Origin of the sequence: Vibrio sp. D431a (assembly GCF_030248655.1) — a bacterium.
Taxonomy (GTDB): domain Bacteria; phylum Pseudomonadota; class Gammaproteobacteria; order Enterobacterales; family Vibrionaceae; genus Vibrio; species Vibrio alginolyticus.
Window position 1 is genome coordinate 48,310 of record NZ_JAHGAP010000021.1, and the last position, 26,023, is coordinate 74,332.

General features: G+C 39.8%; 24 protein-coding genes, 2 tRNA genes and 1 pseudogene. 21 read left to right on the forward strand and 6 right to left on the reverse strand.

Annotation, left to right across the window (positions count from 1 at the left end; genetic code table 11):
* The first annotated feature begins 22 nt into the window (after nucleotides 1-22).
* The 12 genes and pseudogenes from KJB35_RS17990 (at nucleotide 23) to KJB35_RS18040 (ending at nucleotide 11,649) form a co-directional block, all read left to right on the forward strand.
* Nucleotides 23-466, forward strand: coding sequence for a hypothetical protein (locus KJB35_RS17990; protein ID WP_285469493.1), 444 nt, complete (start codon nucleotides 23-25; stop codon nucleotides 464-466).
* Nucleotides 463-717, forward strand: a complete 255-nt coding sequence (locus KJB35_RS17995) for a hypothetical protein (RefSeq protein WP_285469496.1) — start codon at nucleotides 463-465, stop codon at nucleotides 715-717. The genes KJB35_RS17990 and KJB35_RS17995 overlap by 4 nt, the downstream gene beginning before the upstream one ends.
* Before the next feature lie 124 nt (nucleotides 718-841).
* A tRNA-Arg gene (locus tag KJB35_RS18000) sits at nucleotides 842-918 on the forward strand.
* A gap of 104 nt (nucleotides 919-1,022) precedes the next feature.
* Nucleotides 1,023-1,107 (forward strand) — tRNA-Leu (locus KJB35_RS18005).
* A 67-nt stretch (nucleotides 1,108-1,174) separates the two neighbouring features.
* Nucleotides 1,175-1,264: pseudogene (locus KJB35_RS28440) on the forward strand (prepilin-type N-terminal cleavage/methylation domain-containing protein); the annotation flags it as partial.
* A 6-nt stretch (nucleotides 1,265-1,270) separates the two neighbouring features.
* Nucleotides 1,271-1,798 carry a hypothetical protein gene (locus tag KJB35_RS18010; protein WP_285469497.1) on the forward strand — a complete coding sequence of 176 codons (528 nt, stop codon included), beginning with the start codon at nucleotides 1,271-1,273 and terminating at the stop codon, nucleotides 1,796-1,798.
* Between the two features lie 3 nt (nucleotides 1,799-1,801).
* Nucleotides 1,802-2,368 carry a hypothetical protein gene (locus KJB35_RS18015; protein WP_285469498.1) on the forward strand — a complete coding sequence of 189 codons (567 nt, stop codon included), beginning with the start codon at nucleotides 1,802-1,804 and terminating at the stop codon, nucleotides 2,366-2,368.
* Between the two features lie 67 nt (nucleotides 2,369-2,435).
* Nucleotides 2,436-3,380 (forward strand): hypothetical protein, encoded by a 945-nt coding sequence (locus KJB35_RS18020; RefSeq protein WP_285469499.1) that lies wholly within the window; start codon nucleotides 2,436-2,438, stop codon nucleotides 3,378-3,380.
* A 38-nt stretch (nucleotides 3,381-3,418) separates the two neighbouring features.
* Nucleotides 3,419-4,036: a hypothetical protein gene (locus KJB35_RS18025; protein WP_285469500.1), complete on the forward strand. Its 618-nt coding sequence runs from the start codon at nucleotides 3,419-3,421 to the stop codon at nucleotides 4,034-4,036.
* A 166-nt stretch (nucleotides 4,037-4,202) separates the two neighbouring features.
* On the forward strand, nucleotides 4,203-6,161 hold the full coding sequence (locus tag KJB35_RS18030) for an SPFH domain-containing protein (protein WP_285469501.1): 1,959 nt from the start codon (nucleotides 4,203-4,205) through the stop codon (nucleotides 6,159-6,161).
* A gap of 75 nt (nucleotides 6,162-6,236) precedes the next feature.
* Nucleotides 6,237-11,054, forward strand: coding sequence for a DNA repair ATPase (locus tag KJB35_RS18035; RefSeq protein WP_285469502.1), 4,818 nt, complete (start codon nucleotides 6,237-6,239; stop codon nucleotides 11,052-11,054).
* 130 nt (nucleotides 11,055-11,184) lie between these two features.
* The gene (locus KJB35_RS18040) at nucleotides 11,185-11,649 is read left to right on the forward strand and encodes a hypothetical protein (RefSeq protein WP_285469503.1); all 465 of its coding nucleotides are present in this window, start codon (nucleotides 11,185-11,187) and stop codon (nucleotides 11,647-11,649) included.
* A gap of 88 nt (nucleotides 11,650-11,737) precedes the next feature.
* On the opposite strand, the gene KJB35_RS18045 is transcribed toward KJB35_RS18040, so the two are convergent.
* Genes KJB35_RS18045 through KJB35_RS18055 form a run of 3 tightly spaced genes read right to left on the reverse strand, consistent with a single transcriptional unit; the run spans nucleotide 11,738 to nucleotide 14,990 of the window.
* Nucleotides 11,738-12,844 (reverse strand): toxic anion resistance protein, encoded by a 1,107-nt coding sequence (locus KJB35_RS18045; protein ID WP_285469504.1) that lies wholly within the window; start codon nucleotides 12,842-12,844, stop codon nucleotides 11,738-11,740.
* 48 nt (nucleotides 12,845-12,892) lie between these two features.
* Nucleotides 12,893-14,059 (reverse strand): ATP-dependent Clp protease ATP-binding subunit ClpX, encoded by a 1,167-nt coding sequence (clpX, locus tag KJB35_RS18050; protein WP_285469505.1) that lies wholly within the window; start codon nucleotides 14,057-14,059, stop codon nucleotides 12,893-12,895.
* Nucleotides 14,060-14,117: 58 nt separating this feature from the next.
* The gene (locus tag KJB35_RS18055) at nucleotides 14,118-14,990 is read right to left on the reverse strand and encodes a DNA adenine methylase (protein ID WP_285469506.1); all 873 of its coding nucleotides are present in this window, start codon (nucleotides 14,988-14,990) and stop codon (nucleotides 14,118-14,120) included.
* A gap of 299 nt (nucleotides 14,991-15,289) precedes the next feature.
* On the opposite strand from KJB35_RS18055, the gene KJB35_RS18060 reads away from it, so the two are divergent.
* Both KJB35_RS18060 and KJB35_RS18065 read left to right on the forward strand, forming a co-directional pair.
* Nucleotides 15,290-16,096 carry a hypothetical protein gene (locus KJB35_RS18060; protein ID WP_285469507.1) on the forward strand — a complete coding sequence of 269 codons (807 nt, stop codon included), beginning with the start codon at nucleotides 15,290-15,292 and terminating at the stop codon, nucleotides 16,094-16,096.
* Between the two features lie 84 nt (nucleotides 16,097-16,180).
* Nucleotides 16,181-16,951, forward strand: a complete 771-nt coding sequence (locus KJB35_RS18065; protein ID WP_285469508.1) for a hypothetical protein — start codon at nucleotides 16,181-16,183, stop codon at nucleotides 16,949-16,951.
* A gap of 100 nt (nucleotides 16,952-17,051) precedes the next feature.
* Here the strand turns inward: KJB35_RS18065 and KJB35_RS18070 are convergent, their stop codons facing one another.
* Nucleotides 17,052-18,632 (reverse strand): hypothetical protein, encoded by a 1,581-nt coding sequence (locus KJB35_RS18070; protein ID WP_285469509.1) that lies wholly within the window; start codon nucleotides 18,630-18,632, stop codon nucleotides 17,052-17,054.
* A gap of 125 nt (nucleotides 18,633-18,757) precedes the next feature.
* Between KJB35_RS18070 and KJB35_RS18075 the strand changes: the two genes are divergently transcribed.
* The 7 genes from KJB35_RS18075 to KJB35_RS18105 all read left to right on the forward strand — a co-directional run bounded on the left by KJB35_RS18075 (nucleotide 18,758) and on the right by KJB35_RS18105 (nucleotide 24,024).
* Nucleotides 18,758-19,132, forward strand: coding sequence for a response regulator (locus KJB35_RS18075; RefSeq protein ID WP_285469510.1), 375 nt, complete (start codon nucleotides 18,758-18,760; stop codon nucleotides 19,130-19,132).
* Nucleotide 19,133: 1 nt separating this feature from the next.
* Nucleotides 19,134-19,850, forward strand: coding sequence for a protein phosphatase CheZ (locus KJB35_RS18080; protein WP_285469511.1), 717 nt, complete (start codon nucleotides 19,134-19,136; stop codon nucleotides 19,848-19,850).
* A gap of 11 nt (nucleotides 19,851-19,861) precedes the next feature.
* Complete coding sequence (locus KJB35_RS18085; RefSeq protein ID WP_285469512.1) at nucleotides 19,862-21,766, forward strand: chemotaxis protein CheA; 1,905 nt, start codon at nucleotides 19,862-19,864, stop codon at nucleotides 21,764-21,766.
* A gap of 2 nt (nucleotides 21,767-21,768) precedes the next feature.
* Nucleotides 21,769-22,203: a chemotaxis protein CheW gene (locus KJB35_RS18090; protein WP_285469513.1), complete on the forward strand. Its 435-nt coding sequence runs from the start codon at nucleotides 21,769-21,771 to the stop codon at nucleotides 22,201-22,203.
* 65 nt (nucleotides 22,204-22,268) lie between these two features.
* The gene (locus KJB35_RS18095) at nucleotides 22,269-23,258 is read left to right on the forward strand and encodes an AI-2E family transporter (protein WP_285469514.1); all 990 of its coding nucleotides are present in this window, start codon (nucleotides 22,269-22,271) and stop codon (nucleotides 23,256-23,258) included.
* Nucleotides 23,259-23,328: 70 nt separating this feature from the next.
* Nucleotides 23,329-23,742 carry a hypothetical protein gene (locus KJB35_RS18100; protein ID WP_285469515.1) on the forward strand — a complete coding sequence of 138 codons (414 nt, stop codon included), beginning with the start codon at nucleotides 23,329-23,331 and terminating at the stop codon, nucleotides 23,740-23,742.
* 3 nt (nucleotides 23,743-23,745) lie between these two features.
* On the forward strand, nucleotides 23,746-24,024 hold the full coding sequence (locus tag KJB35_RS18105) for a hypothetical protein (RefSeq protein WP_285469516.1): 279 nt from the start codon (nucleotides 23,746-23,748) through the stop codon (nucleotides 24,022-24,024).
* A 639-nt stretch (nucleotides 24,025-24,663) separates the two neighbouring features.
* Here the strand turns inward: KJB35_RS18105 and KJB35_RS18110 are convergent.
* Both KJB35_RS18110 and KJB35_RS18115 read right to left on the reverse strand, forming a co-directional pair.
* Nucleotides 24,664-25,122: a hypothetical protein gene (locus KJB35_RS18110; protein ID WP_285469517.1), complete on the reverse strand. Its 459-nt coding sequence runs from the start codon at nucleotides 25,120-25,122 to the stop codon at nucleotides 24,664-24,666.
* 289 nt (nucleotides 25,123-25,411) lie between these two features.
* Entirely contained in the window at nucleotides 25,412-25,954 is a 543-nt protein-coding gene (locus KJB35_RS18115; RefSeq protein WP_285469518.1) for a dUTP diphosphatase, read from the reverse strand.
* Nucleotides 25,955-26,023 lie beyond the last annotated feature (69 nt).

The window sequence follows — 26,023 nt, forward strand, 5'->3', positions numbered from 1 at the left end:
ATCAAACAAGGGAATACTAATTATGTCCAAAGCAAAATTACTTTATACATCATTTGTCGCCATTAACTCATTTGCAATGGCACCAATCCTGTTCCAACTTTCAACGGACTCTAGTGACTTTTCGAAAACAATCACTCTGTTACCCGCTCTAGCGTTAGCAACAGTAGTTTCACTTTATTTTCTTTTCACGGACAGTGTTGGACACCCTTTAGCAAGAACAAAAGCATCAACTATTTCAGCAATCTCGGTGGCGATCATTTTTGAGTTTTTGACCAGCAAAGCAAAGAATGCGTACATGTACTTTGGTGAGTTCGCAGAGTTTCTATTTAACGGAATGCCAACAAACATAAAGAACGCCCTAACCAATCCCGATCTGTATCAATCGGCACTTCCAACCCTATTGGTATGTGCATTTCTATATTTTGTTTACCACGCAATTAAAGGGGCTCTGGAGATTATGAAATGAAGAAACTGGCCTTTATCTTAGCGTTATGTATGTTCATACCCCTACAGGCGTATGCAAAGGAAAACCTGAGCGACAAAGATGCCGCCTCAATCTCGAAACTGGCAACAACTTTCCCACAAAAAATCTCAAAGTGGCATTATATATATGACAAGGACGGGCGAATTATTTTAACGCTCGTTGATAGCTATGGCTTGATTGCTGGAATTTGCTCAGAAACTGAACTAAGAGTCTTTGATTGTGATTTTTTTTGAAAAATCGCTTGACCGATAATGCTACATTGAATAATATACACCTGTCCTTCGGGATTGCAGAAAGCTCTGCATTATACTAATTTAATAGTGTAATCATCTTTTCTTAAAAAATATTGAATGTAGCGTCCCCTTAGCTCAGCTGGATAGAGCACGTGCCTTCTAAGCATGTGGTCACAGGTTCGAATCCTGTAGGGGATGCCATTCTGTATACTGCAAATTTATAAGTATACAGAATTATATTCTTCTTAGTAAAACAGTCAAATTCAAAGTATTTTGTTTGACGTTCATAAAATCCAATTTTTTTTGCGTCGATGGCGGAATTGGTATACGCAAGAGATTTAAAATCTCTCGCCTTAGGGTATGCGGGTTCAAGTCCCGCTCGACGCACCACTTCCCATTCCAAACGTATGTTTGTCTTAACACTCCCAATCTTTTAATATTTGAATAAATATTAAATATGCTTCTCGGGTTAAAAAATTCCAAAAAACAAGGTTTCACCTTTGTTGAGTTAATGCTTACCGTTGGCTTACTTGGCATAGGATCTGTTTTTGTCATGCAAAGTCATCAACACAAAACAGAAGTGATTGAGGGTCGTACACAAGCAGATCAAATAGTATTGTTTTTTGACACTATCAAATCTTTCGATCCAGCTGAGAATTACCGCAGTAAAGCTGGTGATCCGACAAAAGACCCTGACGATCAGAAATTTGTTGATAGCGCACTTAATGCAGGATTTAATGACTTTTCAGACAGCTTTATTGAACTCCAACTCAAGCAATTCTTTGGAAAAGAACTTATCACAAGCTGGAAATCCGACATTAGCGCAAGAACAGATGTTAACGAGTTTTCTCTTATAACGGGATTGCCGCACAAAGCGGCTATGTGCCATTCTTTCGTAGCAAACCTAGCCAAACCTCCTGTTCACTCCATCGGACACCCTGACGGACTATACAAGGTCTCTGAAGGTAAGCCGCAGAAGTTTGTGCAGATTTGTTCTGGTATCAATGGAGCAAATAGCAAGAAAATCTCAATCAACTACTGTAACTACCTTGGCGGTAGGGATTGTTCTGGAAGGCCGTAAAGAATGATACCTTCAAGCAAAATTGATTTTGATTTATCACTAACAATAAACAATGCAGCTCAAGACTATTACAAAGATGGGTTTTTAGAATCCATCTTTTGCGACTTAAGCTCAGTAACAATCGACGATCCTGCTTTAGTTGATATCATCTCAGAATACATATCAAGCGCCTCTATCAGCTACAAAGCATTAGCCAAACAACGAGATTTATCTAACGTTAAGGACGCAAAAAGCCGAGAGCAAATTGAGCGTGCCTTAACGCTTTTCACTTTCGTTGATTGCTACGAAATCATTAACCCAATCTTTCAGGAGATTGAAAATGACCAAGTAATAATCCAAGCAACTCTAAGGCTGATCCATTGTGGTCAGATCCAAGATAGCCACCTTTCATTTCAAAAAGCCATAGTAGAGAGAGCATCAGATACTTGCCTATTCAACATATCAAAAACACTTCACGATCATAAAAGTCTTTACTGGTGCGTAGTATCAGGTCTTGTTAATTCAGAGTGTAAACTCAAATTTATCGAGAGAAGTAAGTTTCTGAATGAAATCTCGATGTACCTCTACTAGCAATCTTCACAGAGATCTCATTTGTGGTATTATAGGAAAACACTAAGATTTTTTATTGAGAGTTGTGATGGCTAAGAAAATTAAACTTGTAATGAGCTCAAACAAACCAGCACCCAAAGATCTGAAAGCTCAGGATTACGTTGCAACCAAAGAATTTAAGAATCGCGAAAACCGAATCTCAACCGCCATGGCTAGTAATGGTAAGCTAAGCCTACTTGCGTGCAAAAAAACGTGCCTTGGCACAAGAAAGTATCGAGATAACATTTACATTGGCGATCTTATCTATGTGTTATCAAACACAAGCAAATTCTTGCCGTTCGAACTAGAACTAATACTTGGTCAATCAATCTCTGATGCCCAAGCTAAAGTAAATGCATCACTTGAAGAAATAGCCTCAATGGACAAGCTTGCTGGACGAAGAAAGCTCAACGATGTTCTTTCAATCAACAACCCAGCACTTCATCTTTTAAAGTACCTTAATTCAGTAAAGAAAGAACTTTTTGAGTCTCCTTTATCTGAGCTTTTCGAACAAGAAGACTTTAAACATAAAAAAACAGTAACCCTGCTAAAGCGTAACCTAGCAATTACATCTCCAGAAGTAAGGGAGCTTGCCCAAGCAAAATACAACATTGACACAGAAGATCTTAAGTATGATGAAGAGGGTCGAGTTCTGTATCTTTGCAAAAAATGTTCTAGCATCGAATTCATTGCCACTTCCGAAATGAGAACAAACCACATCAAACCATGTAGCTGCGGCTCAGTCTTACAACCTGCAAGACACCTTTTAGGTTTGGAAACATCAAAAGGAAGAATTGTTTTCCTAAACAAAAGTTCTGCTATCACATCCCTTAAAGGCAAGAAGACGAAGCATTCAACAAACGATCTGATTGAGTTTCACCTTTCAGAAATATCAGGTGACGAACAAGCAACTAAGGAATTTACATCTAAAATGCTCTGGCATCATCTTACTCACCAAGGTTCATGTCATTGTGTTGAATGCTGCTCAGAATAAATCTAACGTAATTAAACAAACTAAAAGAGAAGTATTTTATGCTCGCACAACTATTCGAACTACCCTACGCCTTCTTCGGTGTACCTACATTGCTTTTGATAATTCTAATCTTTGCAGGCTTTATTTTAGGTTTTCTTGATTTTGACTTTGACGTAGAAAGTGATTTATCCGCAGGAGGGTTTTCACACATTCTCCTCTCGACAGGAGTTTCTAGAGTCCCTCTGACTATTGGTCTACTGGCATCATTTGCGATCGCATACTCACTAGTCTGCATCATTTATGATTACTTGCTTTTGCCTTACGTGACTCAGTTTGCCGACGTCATTATCTACATTTTGCACCTACCTATACTATTAGCATCCCTGTTCATTGCTGGTGGGGTTTTTAAAGCTCTTGGTGTTGACAAGATTTTTAAAGCAAATGACTCCGCCACTTCGAGCCCTATAATTGGGTGCCAAGGTTACGCCACTTCGAGCATTAGCAGTTCAGTAGGTACAGGGATTGTTCAAGTTAGAGAGGGGGCGATCTCTTTTTCAGCCAGAACGATAGATGACAATGACACTCTTAACATTGGCGATAACTTTGTCGTTATCAGCAAAGTTAATCCCGAAGATTCCTCAAGCAACGATGAGTTGTATTTCGTAAAACCTGCCTAAATAACAAAAAGCGTCTACTGGCGCTTTTTTTAATTTTTGTAGCATTTAACATAAAATCAGCTTCATATTATTTTCTTTTGTGGCATTATAACTAAACAAGTCTATGACTTTATGTGAGATGACCATTTTACGTGGCATTATTCTTCAATCAAAAGAGAGTAAATTTATGTTAGGTATTCCTACGTGGTTTCTTGTCTTAGGTGGCGCAGTAATCGCCATTCTTGCCTTTTTAGCTTCTTGCTATAAAAAGGTAAAAGGACAAGGTTGGATGTTAGTCATTAATGGTGCAAAGAAAACTCGCGCAACATCAAATGGTACATTCATCATTCCACTTATCGACACCCCTGAGCACGTTCGAGTAACAGACCGTACTATAGAAGTACGCCGTGAAGGTCAGGCAAAAGGCTGGCTGGAAGGTGACCATAAACAAGGTTTGTCTTGTAAAGATGGTGTACGTGTAAACATTATTGCAACGTTCTACGTTAAATTTCCAAAATACGACCAAGAGACAATTTGCTCAATTACAAATCGCCTTACAAGCCCTGTAATCAATGACGATGCGGCGTTGTCTAAATTCCTTTCTCCTATCCTTAACGAAACTCTTAAGAACGTCGTGATCAAGCATGATTACGAAACGCTTATGACAGACCGAAATACCTTTAGTGACGACGTTAAGGCTGCACTAAATAACCAACTTCACGGTCTTGATCTAGAGAAGGTTGCTATCAACGAAATCCAGCACTCTCACATTGACTCACACGACCCTGATAATGTGTACGACGCAAAGGGTATTGAGAAAATCAAAGAGATCACAAGCGAAAAGTTTGTAAGAACTCAAGAGATCGAACAACAAGCTCGCACAGATGCAAAGCAACATGAAGTAAGTGGTGAAAACGCTCGTAAGCAATTAGAGCTTGATATGCACCAAAAAGCCGAAGCCATCGAGCGCGAGAAAGCAATTACTACCCAGAATGAGCATAAGCTTGCTAAAGAAGCTGAGATTGAAGCGACTAACAGCATCGCTCAGAAGAGCATTCAGTCGGAGCAGGATATTGCTCAAGCTCAGCAGAACAAAGAAGCAGCAATCGAAGGTGCTAAGGTCGATGTTGAGCGTAAAGTTACACTTGCAAAGGTTGCATCTGAGAAAGAAAGCAACCTCGCACGCGAAGATGCAAAACGCGAACTTGTTCAACGCAGTTCCACCACAGAAATGGAAAGAGAGACTGCTAACCTAAACGTTTCTGAAGTGCGCGCCAAGCGTGTTGAAGTAGAGCGCCAAACCGCTGTTCAAGAAGAGGAAACTCTAGACCTTAGAACTGAGCGTAAAGTTGCTCGAAACCAAACCGAAGTTGTTGGTGACGCTGAAGCAGTTGCAATGGCCGAAGCTAAAAAAGACACAATCAGAAGTGAAACGGCTTTAAAAGTTGAGTCTCAGGATGCAGAGCGTCGTCGTATTTGCGCACAAGCAGACTTTGAGGTTGAAGAACAAAAAGCAAAATCTCTTGAACGCACAGCAGAAGCAAACATCGCTAATGAATCTTCAAAAGGCATAGCTGAAGCGAAAGTACTTAGTGCAAAAGCTGAATCCTCAAAAGCACAGGGACTTGCTGAAGCTGAAGTAATCAAAGCTAAGGGTGCGGCTGAAGCTAACTCTCAAAAAGCAATCCGTGAAGCTATGAATGTGGATGAAGACACTCGTAAGCACGAAGTTGGTCTTGCTCAAATGCAGATTGATAAAGAAATTGAACTGCACCGCATCGACAAGCAAGCTGAAGTTGGCGTTGCGTCTGCTGAAGGAATGGCAAAAGCTTACAGTGGTGCGAACGTTACTCTTCTTGGTAACAACAATGACTTCGCTCAAGCATTTTTCAATGCTAAATCTGATGCTCTCGTTGCTGAGCAACACCCAGTCTTTGGCAGTCAAATCCAGAAATACAAAACTGGTGATGCAAACCCAATTGATGACATTCAGCAAATTCTAGGTAACACCAGTCTTGGTGATCTCCTAAATCTAAGCCTTATCCAGAAAGGCGGCGCACAAAACTTGTCTGAAGCTGTTGCTCTTAGTAACACGTTAAGTCAAGGCACAAAGCCTGAAGAGTTTAACGCTAACTCTGAAGCTTAATAGAGCAACCCATACGCTCAAAAGGCTGCTGAGTTTGTCGGCAGCCTTTTTTACTTCAACACTAAAAGGTGAACTATGACCTTCGATATTTCAAAAGCCATCAAAGACGGCGGTAGTTTTGATATTATCCGCAGACGTTTAATTAAAGCTGCCGAAGAGCTTCAAACAAAAACAGACAAGGTTAACTCTTTAAGAAGTACAGAGTTTGGTGGTGGTGAGTTAGAACTATCTGGCAATATCAACTTATTGACTGAGAACAACTGTATTCCTGTCGACATGGCGCGAGTTGGTAACCAGTTGTTGTTTGGCTTTTCTACTAAGTTAGGAATTAAGTCTCATTTAGAGGTCGAAGACCTACTTTCTGTTTATCAACTGCACGAAGATAACTCTGAACCGGAACTTGTTGATTTAAAAAACACTTTTGTCTACGACAAACAGTTCTTTACCGACTTAAGTCGCCTACTTAAATACAATAAGTCAGTTGAATTAAAACAACTGTACCGAAAAGGTGAAGAGCTATTTATTGTATTTTCTACAAGTGAAAGAGGCAGTGATTATCAACACTTCCGCTTCAACTTAACGAACCCATCTAGTCCCAAGTATCTTGGCAACCTTGGTGGTCGTCCTAAATCGAATCACTCTGAAGTTAACTGGTCTCGCTTAACAGATTCAAACATTGTTGGATCTACCCAGCCCTTATACTCTGTCAAAGACTCAATCTTTTTAGGGGTTAAACAAGGTGCACTTAAACTCAAAGTAGATGACAACTCAAAAGCTGGTCGTACACTATTAACTGAACCATTAGAAAACACGTTCCAGCGTACCCAAGACATTATTGTTCACTTCTTTAGTGAAGGTAACCTCACGTTCTTGAAAGTAAAAGTTCTTGACGAAAGTGAAGAGCGATTTTACGTATTCAACACAATCACAGAAAAACTGGTGCGTGCTGACGGTATCAAGAATGGTGTGCAAAGCCTCCCAGAGAACCATGGTGTTATATTCTCTAATGGTTACGCCCTATCCTCAGGGGAAGTAAAAACATTCAACACAGAGTCGCACAACCTCGAATTCCACAAGATGATGAGCTCGCCAAATGGCGAAGACACTCTTTACTTTTACTCTGACATTGCGAATGGTCAATACACCATTTACCACTACAACATGATCAACAAATCTGTTGCCTCCCCTATGCACGCTTGCGGTTATGCATTGAAGGAGAACGGTGAGTTATTCATGTTCCGATCAAGTCAGAACAATCAGGCCGAGAAACTCCACAAGCTACAAATCTGGTCTACCCCTTTCATGACCCAGACTTACTATGCTGAGTCTCAGAATTCATCGACTGAAGAAAGCACTATCAAAAACATTGGTAATGCAAGTTTGGTACGAGGCATTTCTGATGTAATGTCTATTCTTAAGCTGGTTCGTGATGATGATATAAGTGCATCTCTATACGAAGGCATCATCAAGAGTTCAATTAACGCAATCGATGCGCACTTCTGGTTTGATAGTGAGGAACTATTCTCTCTAAAAACCGACTTAATCCTGATAAAAGAAACGAGCGAAACAGTACTTGAGGAGTTCAATAAAACCTCTCAGTTAGCTCAACAGGCACATTTAAGGCAAGAAGAGTTACGAGGCAAGTGCGAAAATCTTGTCCATGACGTAAACGTTCTTCGCGGTTCAGACACGCATCGCTACATTTCATTACTTCAGGAAGCTAAAGCATTACTTGGTGAACTAACAGTATCTAAGGATGCACGATTCGTCGACGCGACGCTTATTGATGCGCTTATTCAGAAAACAGATGAACAAAAATCAATTGTCGTAGACGGACTAGTATCACTACTTCAAAAAGAGTCATCTTTCGAACAATTCCACTCATCAATTAATTCTATTGAGAAGGCTATCCTATCAGCAAACAAATCTGCTGAAATTAACCCGCAAAAAGAAAAGATTGAAGAGCTCACAGGCGGACTAACATCTCTTAATGATGAAGTATCTGAAATAACAGTTGAAGATACGACAAAAATCACTTTCATCATCGAGCAACTAAGCCAATGCTTTACAAGCTTAAACACACTACGTTCGGTAGCCTCTTCTAAACTTGAAGACTTTGCACGTAGCGAAGCTGAAAAAGAATTCGCCGCGCAACTAAAACAGCTAGATCAGATGATCGAAGTTGCGATGAGCCGCGTTAACACCCCTAGTGAATGTGACAACGAACTAGCAAAACTAACTTCACAATTTGAGAAACTTGAAGGTCGCTTCTCCGACTTTGATGATTACATCGAAAAGATTACTTCAAAGCGGAACGACACTTACTCGAACATTGAGGGTCGCAAGACACAGTTAGTTTCTGAAATCCAACGACGTATTTCAAACATCCAGAAGTCTGCTTCTGTATCATTGAACAACATTCGTCAACGTTGCTCTCGCTTAAGCTCAATTACTGAACTTCACAGCCTCCTAAGTTCTGACCCAATGGTCAATAAGGTGCGTGAATATGCAGCTCAAATAGAAAACCTTGGTGATGCGGTAATAAGTTCTGGCATTCTGAATGAGTTAAACTCTATCAAAGAAGAGTCTTCCCGAGACATCCGAGATAGCCAAGATTTATTTGAGGATAATGGCAAGGTAGTAGTCCTTGGTAAACACCGATTCTCTGTAAACAAAAAAGAGCTCGCCCTTAACATCATTGAAAAAGATGGCAAACCGCACGCCACAATTTCTTCAACAGACTTTAATCACCCGATTGAAGACCCAAAACTTAACAACCTTGTTGAGTACTTCGATTATGACGTACCTTCTGAGAACTCGTCGACTTACAGAGCAGAATATCTTGCATTCCAGATTTTAGGGGAAATCTCGAACTCTACATCTGGTTTCTCGCATGACGAAATCAAGCTACACATAAAGAATAAGTCGATGAGTATTTCGACCTCTTTCCCAAAGCTTGTTTCTGAGTATATCTCAAAATCTTACAAAGAAGGCTACATCCGTGGCGTTCACGATATTGATGGCTTGGCAATCCTAGAGAAGGTTTACCCACTCTACTTCAACGACAACGGCATTAGCCAAACATCGCAGTCTGATCGTATAGATGGAATGAATCTGTTTAACGAACTAAGAGAAAAGGGTGAGCTAAGCACTCTGTACAAGCACCTAAACGACATGAAGGGTATATCTTCAATCATCGGGTCAAACAAAGTTTTTGCAGAAGCGCTAAACCAGTTTGCGGCAAAGTATTCAACTAACAGCAATGTTGTTGAGTATGTTTTCAATTCGTCCGTAGATTTGAACGTAAGCATTGACTCCAATTTCGCCATTAGTTTTGAAGCAGATGAGCTACTAAAATCACTTACAGAGAAAAACGTGGAACTTTCTTCCTTCATCCAAACCGATGAAACTAAGCAAGTTTTCACTCAAGTAGCATTGGCGATGAACCCTGAACTAAGCACAGGTTACATTGAAGAAGCTTTTGCCGCTATCAAAGGTGATAACAGAACATCTATTGGCAGTACATCCATTTATGAAATCACAGGACTTGTCGGAACACATTCCACCATCAAAAGTGGAGTAATCAAATCAAATCTTGAATCATTCATTGCTCGTTGCCAGTACATTCGAGACACCCACTCGACAGAGTTTGATTCATTCGTTCAAATCAGACAGACCGTTGCAAAAGAATGGAACAGAAAGCTAAATCTGGACGACTTTAAAGCTAAACCCCTTTCTAACTTTGTTAGAAACAAACTAATCAAAGATTGTTACTTACCTCTAATTGGTGATTCTCTAGCTCAACAGATGAGCTCTATCGGTTCTGCGACATCCGCACAGAGTGGCGGTCTATTGCTCTTATCTCCTCCGGGTTATGGTAAAACAACTCTACTTGAGTACGTCGCCAAAATTATGGGGCTTGTTTTTGTTAAGATCGATTGCCCAGCTATAGGTCATGAGGTTAAGAGTATTGTTCCAGAAGAGGCAGACACATCAAGCGCTAAAAGTGAACTACTTAAGCTAAACATGGCTCTAGAGATGGGCAACAACGTTCTACTGTATCTTGATGACATTCAGCACCTTAATACTGAATTTCTACAGAAATTCATTTCATTATGTGATGGCACAAGACGTATTGAGGGAAGTTGGGAAGGCGCTTCTAAGTCATACGACATGAAGGGCAAGAGATTTGCCATTGCAATGGCGGGTAACCCATACACAGAACAGGGTGAAAAGTTCAAAGTGCCAGATATGCTTGTTAACCGTATGTCTAGCTACAATCTTGGTGATGTTCGTTCGGGCATGGAAGAGGCGTTCAAGTTGTCTTATATCGAGAACGCATTAACATCCAACAATGTAATGGCACCACTTGCATCACGCTCACAGGAAGACCTTTACAAACTAATCCGCATTGCACAGGGTGAAGAAATCGGACTGTCCGAACTGGAATACTCTTATTCACCTGCTGAAGCTACCGAGATTACAGACACCCTCAAGCAGATGTTGGCTATCCAAAAAATAGTACTAACTGTCAATGCTGAGTACATCAGAAGTGCGGCAATGAAACATAGGAAAGAACCACCATTCCTAATGCAAGGTTCTTACCGTAACATGGCTAAAATGACTGAGAAGCTTGTTCCAGCAATGAATGAAGACGATATCTTCAATTTGATCATTGATCACTATAGAGCTGAATCTCAAACATTGACCACTGGTGCAGAGGAAAACATGCTCCGATTCAAAGAGATTAATGGATTCATCACTGACGAAGAATCTGTTCGACTTGACGAAATTAGAGCTAGCTTCACATCCAACGTTGTTGATGATGACCTGAGTCATGATGACAAGCTGGTTTTGGCATTGCAGAATATTGCTACGGCTCTTATGAAGTAAGTAAAACTAAAAACTGACACTCTCGACTGGGAGTGTCAGAAACAAGAGTAAAGAAGTGAAAATAACACACATCCACCAAACCATTGGTGCATTTAACGGCATTATTTAGTTTTTGGTCGATGAGCGTCTCATGTCTCTTGAAGTTTGCACACCAAATTTTAATGACTACAACGAATTTAGATTTAGAAACCTAAGGCTTTCTAAATCTAAATTCGAACCAAACAAGCAAGGTGTTGAGTTAACGCCGTATGACATTGAGCCATTCGAAATTGACAAAGATGAGCTCAATTACCTCGACAAGTGGTTTTGCACTACTGAAGGCGAGCAAGGGAATTGTGCAGATGAGCAAAATAGCCCATATCATTATCTCGATTCTGATTTGCTCCTGACGAGTTGTAATTTTGATACAGGATATCGCCATGCTGTTTATCGAAAAGATGATTGGTTGGAAGAATTGGAGTATTTTGAAACGCATGATGACACTTGGAAGATTGCATCGGAGATCCCTAAGCTAAAGCTTAATGAAGAAGGTGGTTTGTATTGCCTACTCACGCATATCTCTGAAGCTGTATTTGCAAACTATTATGCTAGATAAGAGATCGCCACAAATTATCTCCAAAAAAACAAAAGGGATGAAAAATCATCCCTTTCCTTCACAAAACTAAGTAATTCAAAAATGAGCTTTACTTAACAACCTCAACCATCAGAGCTTCTTGAAGCTTACGTTGACCTTCGTTAATAGCACCCTTAGTTTTTTCTTGTGTTTCATACGTCAACTCCAAACGCTTTTTGTGCTCTTCAATAGCAAGAATAGTTAGGTCGGTCGCCATAACGAGCGTCTCAGGGTCAAGTATGCCACGACTTAGAGTTTCATTAATGTCTTTCTCCAAGCCATACATCTGCTCCTTGAAATCAAGGTATTGCTTGTTCGAGTAATCTTTAACAGACTTACTAATGTTAACAATTTTACCCGCCTTATTTTGTTCTACAGCAAGCAAGAATTGTCTCTTCCACATCGGGATGACTGTATTAACTACCTCAGTAAACTCTTCCTTAAACTGCAAGAAGTTCGTTTGAAGAGCTCGGATTGAAGGCAGTGACTCGATTGCAACGTGACGCGCAGTCATCATGCTTGTCACACGACGATTCAAACGCACAAGTTGATTTTGAAACGTGTTGAATGCCTCAATGTCTCTCGGGTCTCCCGTTTCAATCGCTTTTGCACGAAGAACAGGGTAAGTTCCCTTAAGCTCTTTTTGCATCTTTGCTTCACCTGCCGCAATGTAGTGTTCAAACTCATCGATTAAGCTCCTGTACTTTTGATCCAGTACGTCGAACATTCCAACCGACTCATCAATGACGGACATCTCGCCTTTAATCTGAACCACAATGCGATCAACACGTTCATCTACAGTGTCAAATTGCATAGCTACATTGTCGAATGTATGGGCAATTCTGTCACCGATTATTGGCAGCTTTGCCCAGAATGACTTACTTTGAGTGTCAGACACATTAACCGACTTGATTTCATCAATGACCTCACCCAAGCTTTCCATGCTATCAGTGGACATTGCATTGGCCTTCGTGTTCGAAAGTTCATTTGCGACAAATGCACTTAGTTCAGATTGAGACTCTGTACCTAAATTGATGATTGAAAGTGTTTCAGCAAGGTCAATGCCATCTGCGATCTTCGCTACACGTTCGTCATCCTTGTACTGTTCAGCTAAGGAATACTTCACATCTCCTTCTAGCAATTCTGTAACAGCCTCTGTTGTAGTGATAGTTGTCAAAGTTATACTCCTGATTAATGAAAACCCTCACAGGGTGAGGGCTTTAAGTTAGTTAATTGTTAGCTGGGGCGATGTCTTACTTAGCTCGGGAAGTACGTAAATGTATTCTTCTAACTCCTTACTAAATAGAGTCTCTAGGCCACGAGCTCCTAATTTTCTTTCGTAAGCCAAATTACATAGTTCATCGATTTTCGAGTCACTGAAATTTAGTTCAACCCCAGCAAATTTAAACAACTGTGTGTATTGTTTAACCACAGCATTTCTAGGCTCGGTAGCAACTTGTTTTAGCTGTTCAGGTGTTAATTCCTTTAATTCAGAGACAACTGGAAATCTTCCCAAAAATTCAGGGATTAGACCAAACCTCTTTAAAACATCAACACTTGAGGGAGTATACTCACCCTGTTTATCATCTGAGTCATCGTCATCCAAATGACCGAACCCCATTTTAGTTCCCTTTTTGTTCATGTCTTCAGCAATCTTCTCAATTCCCTCAAAAGCTCCGCCTACGATGAACAAAATGTTTTTGGTATCCACAACTCCCAATGCAGGTGAATCAGGGTTAGTTCTGCCATTTTTCATGTCTGTAACAGTGACCTCTGTACCAGCCAGCATTCGTAACAAAGATTGTTGAACACCTTCTTTACCAACATCCTGTGTAACACTTGGGTTTTCTGACTTTCTAGACAGTTTATCAATTTCATCGATAAACACGATCCCTTTACCAGCAAGTACGGAATCTTCGTTTGCTCGATCCCAAAGAGTGCGAATCATGGTCTCAACATCTTTACCAACAAACCCTGCCTCGGTCATTTCTGTAGCATTCGCAACAACAAATGGTACATCAAGAATCTTAGCTAGCACTTCAGCAATCAGTGTCTTGCCGCACCCCGTTGGGCCAAGAAGTAAGACATTACCCTTCTTAAACTCAACACCGCCCATATCAACATTCGAAATTCTAAGGTAATGCAAGTAGGCAGCTGTCGCTATCGCTTTTTTTGCACCCTCTTGACCAATTATGTATTCGTTTAAAAGTTCGTGAATCTCTTTTGGGGATTTTATTTTCCCTGTAAATGTCGTTTGCTTCGCTACACTTTCTAGAGCTTCATTGAAAGCTTTAATGCATACATCACATAGCTTAACTCCACCACCTGCGATGATTCTTTCCGCTTTCTCTTCTGGTTCGCCGCAACATGAACAGTTATTTTTTTTAGTCATTCAGATTTCATTTAGTCAGGTTTAACTCACAGCAATAATGCCACAGAAGCCCATATTGTCAATTCAATTTGTGGCATAGAGACTCTGAGATATATAAGGATTCCAAGGTTCTCTCCTTCATCCCATTTAAGACTGACTGACTTGAAACACCTCCATCAATATATACTTTTTTAAGGTTCAAATATGACGGCAGATCCCCACCATAGTCCTTTTCTCCACGCATACCGTCGAAAGACACAAGAAAGTCTACTGACTTTGAATTTAACAGCTCTAAACCGTTAACAAACCTGTCCAAGTCCAACTGTTGATAATACCTTTTGTTCGTTGTGTTTGTTATTCCTAACCATGGAGGATCGCAGTAGACAATATCATCAGCTGTCGCTTTGTTAAAAATATCCATGAAATCGGCATTTAACATCTCGCTTCGACCCTTGATGAGCTCATGAACCTCAAACACATTCTTAGCCATTGTATTTGGCTTAACACCTTTTCTCCTCTTATCAGCACTTTGGTTGAACTCTCCCATAGAATTGAATCTTATGCTGTTTTTTACACACCTCGCTGCTAAAAACAACAAACTTGATGGATCAAGTGTCACATTGAACTCTTCTCTAACCTTTAAGTAAAAATCATTGTTTTCTTTTTTACAGTCTGATTGCTGACACCAAAGTTTTTCATACTGCTCTACCAAACTATTAGGGCACTCTATTACCATCCTCCATATCTCAGCTAAAGGGGTATAGGATTCACCAAGAACAATTCGATTAAATGAATCAGGTCTAGTTGTTAGTGCAAATAACGAAAAAGCAGCAGACCCCGCGAACGGTTCATATAAGGTATTGTATTGTGCTGATTTAGGTATGTGCTGAATTATCTGATCAGCCACCTTTCTTTTACTTCCCTGATAAGGAAGAAAATGCGGAGCTTTCATATGTACTTTATGCAAAAGGTACATCTTCATCCTAAAAAAACAAAGACCGCTGTGTCGCGGTCTTTAGAACTAGACTTTAACCTATGTAACGTTGCATCTCGCTTCTGATGAGGTCTAATTTAGTTCCGAATATTGTCAGATTTGAATCACCTGCAACTAAAACAACCACCACTCCTTTGCGATTTCGTGCTTTAGGTTTTGATTGATATTTCAGCAGCTCTTTCTACGTTTCACACGTTTCAAATTGACATCGAATACGATTGTGGTATTTTGAATAAAAATCCTATTCAAGATATAGTATGACTAAAAATCAATTCAGCTACATTGAAGACAGCGCAATAACACTGACCTTCGACAAAGTGCTTGATGAAGACTTCGCATCCGAGGAAAAAGATATTCTAGAAGGCACTATCAGTGTCACATCTGGTGAGCTTTTTTCTGGACGAGAAGCAGAAATCAAAAGTTTCTTAGAGGCTTCTGGGTTTGAGCAAAGTGAAAAAGGCATTGTATTCAAAAAGATCGCAGCCACCCCAATGTATCATGAAGGCGAAATTGTAATCTTCGGCACTACCTCAATGCACTTTTGCCTCACTCATATGAGCCTTCAAGGCGTTATTGATGCTGCTGACTTTCCTGAGGAAGCGAATGCAAAGCTTAAAATTTCTGCTGGGTGGGTGCTACTTAAGAGGCCGGATTTCGAAAATGTCCTAACAAACAACAAAGACATCTTAAAAGCCCACCTTTTCCAGTTTTTGTGCAAACAGGTTCGCAAACGTGGTGGTGTTAGGGATATCTACGGGAAGGTAGAAGGGTTATCAATAAACCCAGATACTCTCTACCAATCACTATTGGGCATTCCCGTCAATTCACTTTCAAAGAGGGTTTACACTTACCTAAGTGAGCCTGCGACAGCATACCGAGTCGCTTTAAGTAAAGCGTACAAGAAAGCATTAAACTCCCTTATTGAAGAAGAGCTTATTACAAAAACTGAAAGCTCAGAGGGCATTAATCAATACATTCCAATTACCATGGAAGAACTCAAGAAAAAGAGTCAATCCTTTCAAAAGCAGTTCTCCCTCGAATACGGAACAGAATCAATCAGTTAACTACTGGAAGAACAAAAGCCATCACAATTTGGTGGCTTTTTATTTTTTGGAATATGTGATGAGGATGATTAATATTAATAAAAAATGGTCAAAATCATCCTGTATCTTGCAGCTACACTTTTCTCGTTTAGCGCAAGTGCAAACACTGGAGGGCAAATTCCGGCATCTGCAATAGTCTATGTATTAATGTACTCTGCCTATATGCTTTCTGTCGGCGCGGGTTTGTTTGCACTTTACAAACTCATTGATGGAATACGAAATTATACAGATCTTTCCCAAAGAGATGAGCACTTATCTAAGAAACTTGCAGCTAGACTTATACTGGCAGGTCTCCTTTTAAACCCTCAGGGCACTGTTACAATGGTCACCAATACAGTAATCGGAGATGATGGCAACAAAGATGGACAGTGTTACGCTTATCAGATGAACTTTGACGAAAGTATGACTAAATTCCAAAGTGACATTAAGTCTATTGCGTCTACAAACTCAGACCCTATATCAAGGGTTAAAAGTAGAATCTACAATGCAGGGTCGAAAGCGGGTGAACATGAATGCTATACGGAGCCAACATCCAAGTTTGTTCAAAAGCTATCAGGAGAATTAGCAGATAAAGAGTCGAAACTTTTCGATCAATTGATGTCTACCAAAGCAAGATTCCTTATAGGTTTAATTCAGGCAATAGGCTTATTCTTCTTCTTTAATGCTTGGATAAAAATGTGGGCAATATCAGAAGGGACTGAGCGCCAATCTACCTACAAAGGTCAAATGCTGGTGGTCGCTATGAGTTCACTAATCATCAATCTCCCCAAAACGGCGGAGCTAATAATCAACACGTACGGCTCCATTACCTTTTAGTGGGATTTTTTCGAAAAAAAATCAGACTGAAGCGTAACGAAAAGAAGCGCCTCCAAATTGGAGGCGCTTTAATACAACGAATCAAAATGACTTGTATTTATTAAGGTTTAAATCCTGTTTTTGGTCTTTGTCTGGCAACATTTACCAAATTCTCATCAGAACATTCTTTCTGAGAATCAATAGATTCTCTCAGTTTGCGTCCAAATCCGTTATCCTCACCTTCCGCAGACAACCCCCCTTCTTTAGCTCTTAGGCTCTCATCAAACTCTTTAATCGCAAGAGCAAGACCCTGCTTAACAGATCGGCTATTCACTATACCACCCAAGTCAATTTCCTCTGGTTGATAACCTATCCTCAAAAGAGCCTTAGTAGCGTTGTAGACAAACTCTTTTTTTTCCGCCTTTGAAACAGACTTAGAACGTGGAGGATGTATATAAACAGGAGAAACCCCTGCCTCCTTAGCTTTAAGTGCGGCAAATTCCAAAACGTCAGGGTTTGATAGCTGGTCATTCGGTATCCGAGTATATGTTTCTCCTGATTTCGTGCCGCTGTGAGTCATTAGCACATTTCCTTTTTTATCTTGAATAGAAACTTCTTTTGCGTCATCTAGACTTCTAGATTTGAAGTAACCAGCTATCTTTTGCCTAAGAGAAAATACCGGAACCACTTCATACCCCTTGTTTAGAAATGCAACCTCAGCCTCCCTAAGTTGTTTTTTGTACAACTGCTCATCAAGAAATGCCAAATCATCTTGATCGCTTATATCACTGCCAAGAATCAACCCCTCCTCTTCGAGAGGTTGCTTAACCTCCCCGTTGATTAAAATCGACTTTTTACGGATAGGAGAATCACCCTTTTCAGTAAACTCTTTATTGAAAAAAATGCAGTTATCGACAAAATTAACGTCATCAACTTTAATTTGGAATGATGGAGATGAATGAGCCAAGCTTGCTAGCGTAGAGTCTAGTTCATCCCTAAATTTTACAATGTCTCCGTTACAACCATATTTGGCAGAAAGAGCCTCTAGTTGTTTTGTTAATCTAGTACCAGTGATGAGCTGTGAAATCATTAAAGATACATCCGAATCCTTATCCTTCACTTCATCTTTGAGTCTTTGTACAGCTTTCCCAACGCGCTTTTTCATGTCCATATCAACATCAAGGTCTACTTCTGGATCTAATATTTTGTCTAGCTCTTGCAGTAGTAAACCTTCTCGCTCTGATACTTCAGCTGAAGCAAGCCTACTGGCAAGGGGAAGAAGTAGAGATTGGCAGACTTTGTTTAAATTAAAATCCTCTAAATCTTTGGCTAACTTTTCGAAAACACTTTCATCCAAAACATTGCCGCTTATATCTACAGACTTCTTGAGGAACTTTTGCTCAACACGTTCGTTGGATAACATTGCGCGATCACAAGAGGCTGCAAATAACAGTTGGTTGGTTTTGGTGCCTAGCTTACTCTTATCTGCCAGTATAAGCTCTACTAGAGCGTCCTCGACTAGATCTGAACTGAGGGCTTCACGAAAATCATCTAGATTAACCTCTCCCTCTTCAATCAGAGAGTCCAGTACATAAATCCTTTCTCGTACTAGCTTAGGCAAATAGGTAGCTTTACCGTCTACAGTCTTTGTTTTAAAGGACGGAGCGGAAGCTATAAAATCCGTAAGATAATTACTATTCATATCTTTTTCTTTAATATTACTTATATTACGTCTTTGTTTCTATCGTCTAAATTTTAATTAATCTGCGTTGAAATGTTGATTGTGAATAACTTATCTTCAACTAAGAAAAAATAATAAAGCACGATATGAAGATATTAGTTATTGATGATTTCCCTACAATGCGCAAAATTATTCGCAGCTTACTTGGGGAACTTGGTTACACAGACATTGACGAAGCCGCCGATGGTCTTGAAGGTTTAAAAGCTATGCGTTCAGCTAGTTATGATCTTGTTGTAAGTGACTGGAACATGCCAACTTTAAATGGAGTGGAGATGGTTCAGCAAATGCGCAAAATGCCTGATCTTAAGGACATCCCTGTTTTAATGGTCACAGCAGAGGCTAAGAGAGAGCAAATCATTTATGCGGCACAGTCAGGCGTAAATGGATACATCGTGAAACCTTTCACTGGTGCGACTCTTAAGGAAAAAATCGACAAAATCATGATCCGAACTGCTGGTTAAGATGACAGAAACAATTTTCGATTTAGAAACTGCCAAAGAGCTAGTTGCGGCCTTAGAGGCTGGCGATTCAGTTTCAGCTGACATGATTGCTGAAACTGTATACAAAAAACAAACCGATACTTTATTTCAAGGTGTTGGGAAACTAACTAGAAAAGTATACGAGACCTCAAAAGGTCTAAATCTTGACCAAAAGCTAGCAACAAACGCTTCCGAAATACCAGACGCTCAGGGTGGACTCGATTACATCCTAGAAAAAACAGAAGAGTCAGCGAACATTACGATTGATTTTGTTGATAGCACCGTAAACGCGTTGAGTGGTAAGTCTGAAGTTAGTCGCGAGTTAATAAGAAACATTGACCAATTTATTGCCAAAGAACTGACCGTTTCGCAGTTTTTAGATCTTTTGAACAATATCAAGCTCCACCTTGGTGAAATGGACGTTGTTCATAGCCTATTGCAGAAGCAATTAAATGACGTTCTTCTTGCCCAAGGATACCAAGATCTTACGGGACAAGTTGTTAAGCGCGTATCTGGCTGCCTAACTGACATTGAATTCAACTTAGTTGAGCTCTTGAATGTATTTGGCACTAAACCAGAAATATACGAAGAAGTAATTGCTGAAGAGCCTGAGCTGCATGGCCCAGCTATTACACAAACCCAAGATACCGTCAACTCACAAGACGACGTTGATGACTTATTGTCATCCCTTGGTTTCTAAAAAATACCGCTATGGATTTAGATATTTTACAAGACTTTCTGATTGAATCTAAAGAGATCATTGAAGAGCTACAGGAACAGCTAGTTGAACTTGAGTCCAACCCTGAAGACAAAGAGCTCTTGAATGCTATTTTTAGAGGATTTCATACCATCAAAGGTGGGGCTGGCTTTTTAGGAGTTACCCAACTTGTTGATATTTGTCATGTATGTGAAAACGTATTTGACGAACTGAGAGCAGGAAGATTGACGTTAAGCAGTAGCTTAATGGATGTTGTTCTTAAAGGATTTGACCAAATAGCTCTTTTTCATGGTCAATTGGAACAGGATGAACCTGTTGGTGAAACACCTAGCGCTCTAATAAAAAAATTAGAAAACATTTTAGAGAAAGGCTCGGAAGACCCTACATCACCTTCTAATGAAGTCATTAACGAAACAGAGCAGACAGTGGATGACTCTTACCCTATTTCTGATGATGAATACGAAGCACTTCTAGCTTCATTTGGTCATGGGCAAGAAAATCTTAATCAAGTAATAGAACCAAATGAACCAGTTGAACCGCCACCAGCCAAAGATAACGAAGACATAACTGACGAAGAATTTGAAGCTTTATTAGACGATCTTCATGGCAAAGGAAAGGGCCCTACGGTTTCAACTCCATCAACCGATGATGAGTCTTCAGCTGAACCAGTTCGTAAGCCGCAACCTAAGAAGAATCAACATGCAGAAGCTACCGTGCGTGTTGATACCAAGCGCTTAGATCAAATCATGAACATGGTGGGTGAACTTGTACTAGTAAGAAATAGGCTTCTTTCTTTAAATAGTGACAATGGAGATTCAGAAAACGGAACCTCATCTGATAAAAACCAGTTAGGTGAAGTCTTGACTAACCTAGACTTGGTGACGTCGGATCTACAAAATGCTGTTGTAAAAACACGAATGCAGCCTATTAAAAAGGTTTTCGGTAGATTCCCACGAGTAGTCAGAGACCTATCTAAAAATCTTGGTAAAGACATCACTTTAGTTTTAAAAGGTGAAGAAACTGAACTAGATAAGAATTTAGTAGAAGCACTAAGTGATCCACTAATTCACATGGTTCGAAATTCAGTTGACCACGGCGTGGAATTCCCAGAAGAAAGACGTGCTGCTGGCAAGTCTCCTCAAGGAACCGTAGTTTTAAGCGCAATCCAAGAAGGCGACAACATCCTACTTTCGATTCAAGATGATGGAGCGGGTATGGATGCGGAAAAACTTAAAGCACTAGCTATTGAGCGTAAAGTCATAGACCTTGAACAAGCAGGTCGAATGACAGATAACGACGCATTCAATTTGATTTTTGCTCCGGGTTTTAGCACCAAAACTGAAATAAGCGATATTAGTGGTCGTGGTGTTGGTATGGATGTAGTGAAAACATCAATCACACAACTTAACGGTCAAATATCTATTGACTCAGAAAAGGGTAAAGGCACCAAAGTAGTAATCAAGGTTCCACTTACGCTAGCAATACAGCCTACGATGATGATCACGGCGAACAATCAGACATTTGCTTTTCCTTTATCTTGTATTGATGAGATCTACAAGCTAGACCCGAACCAAACAAACTTAATTAATGGACAACTTACAACAACTGTTCGAGGTAAAACTGTACCTCTGCTTTCACTAAACAAGTGGCTATCTGGTAGCGCTCAAAATGAGCTCGACGAAACTGACGGTGAAGTATTACTGATGCACATTGGCAGCATTAATGTTGCGGTTCGTGTTGACGGAGTCATTGGTCAAGAAGAAGTTGTAATCAAGCCTTTAGGCGCATTCGCAAAACACAGTAACGGTGTTGCTGGGGCGACCATTACTTCAAATGGTGATATCGCGCTAATTATGGATCTTTCAGAAATTGTAAATGAATACAATATAAGTAACTAGTTATGAGCAAGCAGACAGAAAATATTGAACAGCGCATGGCGTTTGAGGTTAGCGGCGAAATTTACGCCGTTGATGTACTTGCTGTAAAAGAAGTGTTGAGATTCTCAATGATAACCCCTATCCCACGCTCTCTGAGCTTCGTATTGGGGCTTATTAACCTCAGAGGTAACGTTGTTACTATCATTGATGGAAGGAAGCGTCTTAATGTCGCTGAGGGCGAAATAACAGATGAAACTAGAATCATCATCATTGATGGTCAAGAGCATCCAATCGGAATAGTAGTTGATTCGGTTCGCGAGGTGATCGATATAGACCGTGAGAAAATCGAACCGTCTTCTTCAAACAACCAAGAGGAGCAATCATTTATACAAGGTATTTACCATCTACACGATGAGCTACATATCTTAATTGATCATGCCACCCTCTTGTCCGAGTAACCCTCATCTATCAGCAACCCGCCCTATTGGCGGGTTTTTTAAACCCAAAACATATAACTATAAAAATGACCAATTCGAATATCCCTAAAGTACCAATTCTTGTCATAAGCTTCATACTCGTAATGGCAACTTTAAAATCAATAAACGGGCTTGTACAGCCGCTCCTACTAAGCATTATTCTGTGTCTAATGCTTAGCCCTTTAGTAAATGTACTTGGCCGTTACAACGTACCCAGAGGACTATCAGCATCTGCTATTTTAGGCGCACTATTAGTGGGCACAGGAACAGCCCTAGGCTCGTTATCTAAAGCATTACTGAGTTTCCATTCAGACATTGGACATCTCACAGACAAGGCGCAAAGTTTCATCCACGGTCTTGAATCAAGTCTTCTTAAACAAGGTGTTGAGGTGGATATATTTAATCTATTCAACTTCAGTCATCTCCCATCCTTCACAATGAGCATTGCTGGACATATTGGTGGGATTATGTCGACTATATTTGTTGTCTTTTTAATGACCTTATTTATGTTAATTGAAGCCCCTAAATGGAGTGAAAAGTTTGACCAACTAATCTCAAAAGGAAACTCGACTGACAAAATCCTTGCAGGCGTCAATCAGTACCTTGCAGTTAAATTCCTTACATCCCTTTCAACAGGTGTATTGGTCGGGCTGTCATTGGCAAAAATCGGTCATAGTTACTGGTTCATTCTTGGAACTATAGCTTTTGTTTTCAACTACATTCCAAATGTGGGTTCATTCCTAGCAGCTGTTCCTGCTGTAGCTCTCGCTTTTGTTACACTTGGAGTGCCTGAAGCTGCATTAACGATACTTGCGTATGTTGTGATCAACGTAGTTATAGGTAGTCTACTAGAACCCAAAATAGTAGGAGATAAATTAGGCATTTCGACGTTGGTTATCTTGTTGTCGATGTTGGTCTGGGGGTGGATGTTCGGCATCGTAGGAATGTTCTTAAGTGTACCAATCACCATCTCAGCAAAAATGGTTTTGGACGAAGTTTCGCCAGACAACCCAATATCAAATCTACTGTCTAACTAACAAAAATTGAGATTCTTTTAAAAATAGATAACTCTTGTCATGCGAGTTATCTATTTTTTTGGAGCAACCTTTGAAAAGAACCCGAATCATCATGACATTATGCATAAGCGCCGTACTTCTAGGCTTCTCCTGTCCTTATGCAAAACCATCAAATTACGATGCTTTAGATGCATACATAGATGAAAAAATCCCGAGCTTTCATCAGTCAGAAAGAGCAAAGTCAGTCAAGAACACGCTACAGCGAATTCAAACTGAAAATTGGTGGGATAACGCCACAACATTTACAAACATTAGTAATCAGCTTAATCACGTTTTAAGTTGTTACATCTATGCAGTAGGAGAAGACAAAGGTGCATTAGAGTTGATAGACGAAATTGAATTTCTTGTTGCAAACAGCAATGAACAAAAAAGACTGTACCAAAGATTTATAGAAAAGGATTCTCAATTGAAGCACGAAATGATTCCAGAGGCGGAGTGTTATTAAACGATGAAAGTATCTGATATCAGAAGAAAGTTGTTATCTCAGGCATATAAGGCAACTTCATTAGCAACGAAAGCAAAAAAAGCAAAAAATGACTTAGAGATAAACAAATGGACTGTGATAGCTAAGTTAAATAGGGATTATATAAGTTATATTGACTATGTTTCAGCTAACCCCATCTATTACCGCAAACACAAAGAGTCAATAGCTCAAAAGTTATATTGGGTATTAAGTCATGTCGAAAAATGTGATATTCTTATAAATGAAACAAAACAAAACCTTTAATTCACCAAGATGACGCAACTTCAATCTGAGGCAAAAATGCTACATTCGGTAGACACATGGTTGATGTCTGCTGAAATACCCTGCTTAGAAACCACAAAGCTAGTTCCACAGCTAATCAGCATCCACAAGAAAGTTTTTTCTGATCTTGAAAGTAGACTTGCACTTTCTGTACAAAAAGCAAGCATTATAACGGAAAGCAAAAACCACAATAAATTCAGCGCTTTAAAGCCTTCCAAGCTTAAAGTATAGATTTCTTATTGATGATGCTACGTCGTGCGGCTTTTAGTTAATTGTAATTTCTTGTAATAAATACCACATACGACGCGTTAATCTACAGAAATAACAATAACGAGGTTTTAATGAAACTCATCAGTATTAAACCCGGAGATCTTGTGAGACAAGAACCCGGAAGTTACTTTATTTTCTACTGTGAAACTCCTGAAGAGACAAGTAGACTATCCGTAAACATCCAAAGTTACGCAACTCGATCTAATGCCAAGCTAAGATTCGAAACCATAGACGGATTCACGACCAAGCGCGAGGCTAGACACCTTCTATGTGTTACAGTGATCAAGTCTGGCGAACAAAGGAAAAAACGCGGACCAAAGGCGAAGACTGAATAAATTATTTATTTTTCAGCTAGTTAAGTTCATCAATTGAGCTATTTACCTCGACAACATATTGTGACTTCAAGGTATTTAGTTTACCTACATGATTCCTTCGCTCGCTCCTAATGCTCTCGTCAACACCGAGAGCTTTATCTTTGAGCTCTACACACTCCGGAGTAAATTTCATCCTTTCAGCAGTCATGCACTCTTCTTCAAATTGTTTAGCTAAATATTCAAACTCTAGCTCTAAACGCTTCACTTTATTCAAGTAACTAGTAGTCTCATCTTTATGTAGAGACTCATATTGAGACTTTAATGCAGCTGTTTTTTCTTTTAGCATCTCTTGGATGGAGACATCGTTACTTGCTTTTGAAAAGTCCAGTTCGATTGGCGCTTCAGCCTTTAGATCTGGTTGGTAACCCATTATGTCTTCCTCCGAGCCACACCCCGTCAGTAAAACGCCAATCAATGCTACATATGCCTTCTTCATTATCTTTTTATTTAATGTAATGTTTTTACTGAGCAAGTTCACCTTGACACTTAACGCGAATGTGGTATAAAGACTCCTATCTATCTATGAGGCACAATATGAAGAATTTCGCGCACAATTTTTTAATGAATCTCGGATCGAACTCTCCAGTTTCTGATAATGGCGGCACTGTAACCTCCGATTACACTAAAACGTGCATTCGCTGGTTTATTGTATTACTAATGTTTTTGTATGTTTCCGGATAAAAAAGAAGCTACCAAAAGGCAGCTTCTTTCTAAAAACCTTACATTTACAAGTTTGTGCTCCCAAGCCCACCTACTCTACTGGTCTCTGATAGAGCAGAGGTTACAACAAGTCTTGTCTTAGGAATCTTTGTTACCCAGAACTGAGCAAATCTTTGCCCCTTTTCTAATCTCAAAACCTTTACGCCACTTTCATCTATGACAGCGTGTTTCATTAGTTGCTCAAATTGGTTTAAATGAGCAGTTATAACCCATTGATCACGATAGTCACTATCAATCAAGCCTATCGTGTTTGTTACCTCCATACCATCTTTTGTACCAAGGCCAGATCTTGGCTGGATTATTGCAGCCATCCCCTTTGGCAACTCCGTTCCAAATCCAAGCGTAATCACCGTTGGTTTATCGCTGCGTAGCTCAAAATCATATGGAGCTTTGATGTCGTATGCCGCCGCCCCCTCAGTCCCTTTAACAGGCACACAAAAGCTATCTTCATCCTCATCAAAAACTTTTAGTTTTATATCGTGGACTTTGTTTTCTTCATGCTCGATCAGTAATTTGATTTCTTCGATTTGTTCTGTAGTTAAACTCATTATTATTTTTTTGTGTTCTTACATTTTAGTAATTGTGCCACATATTCAAAACCCTTCCTCACTGGTATA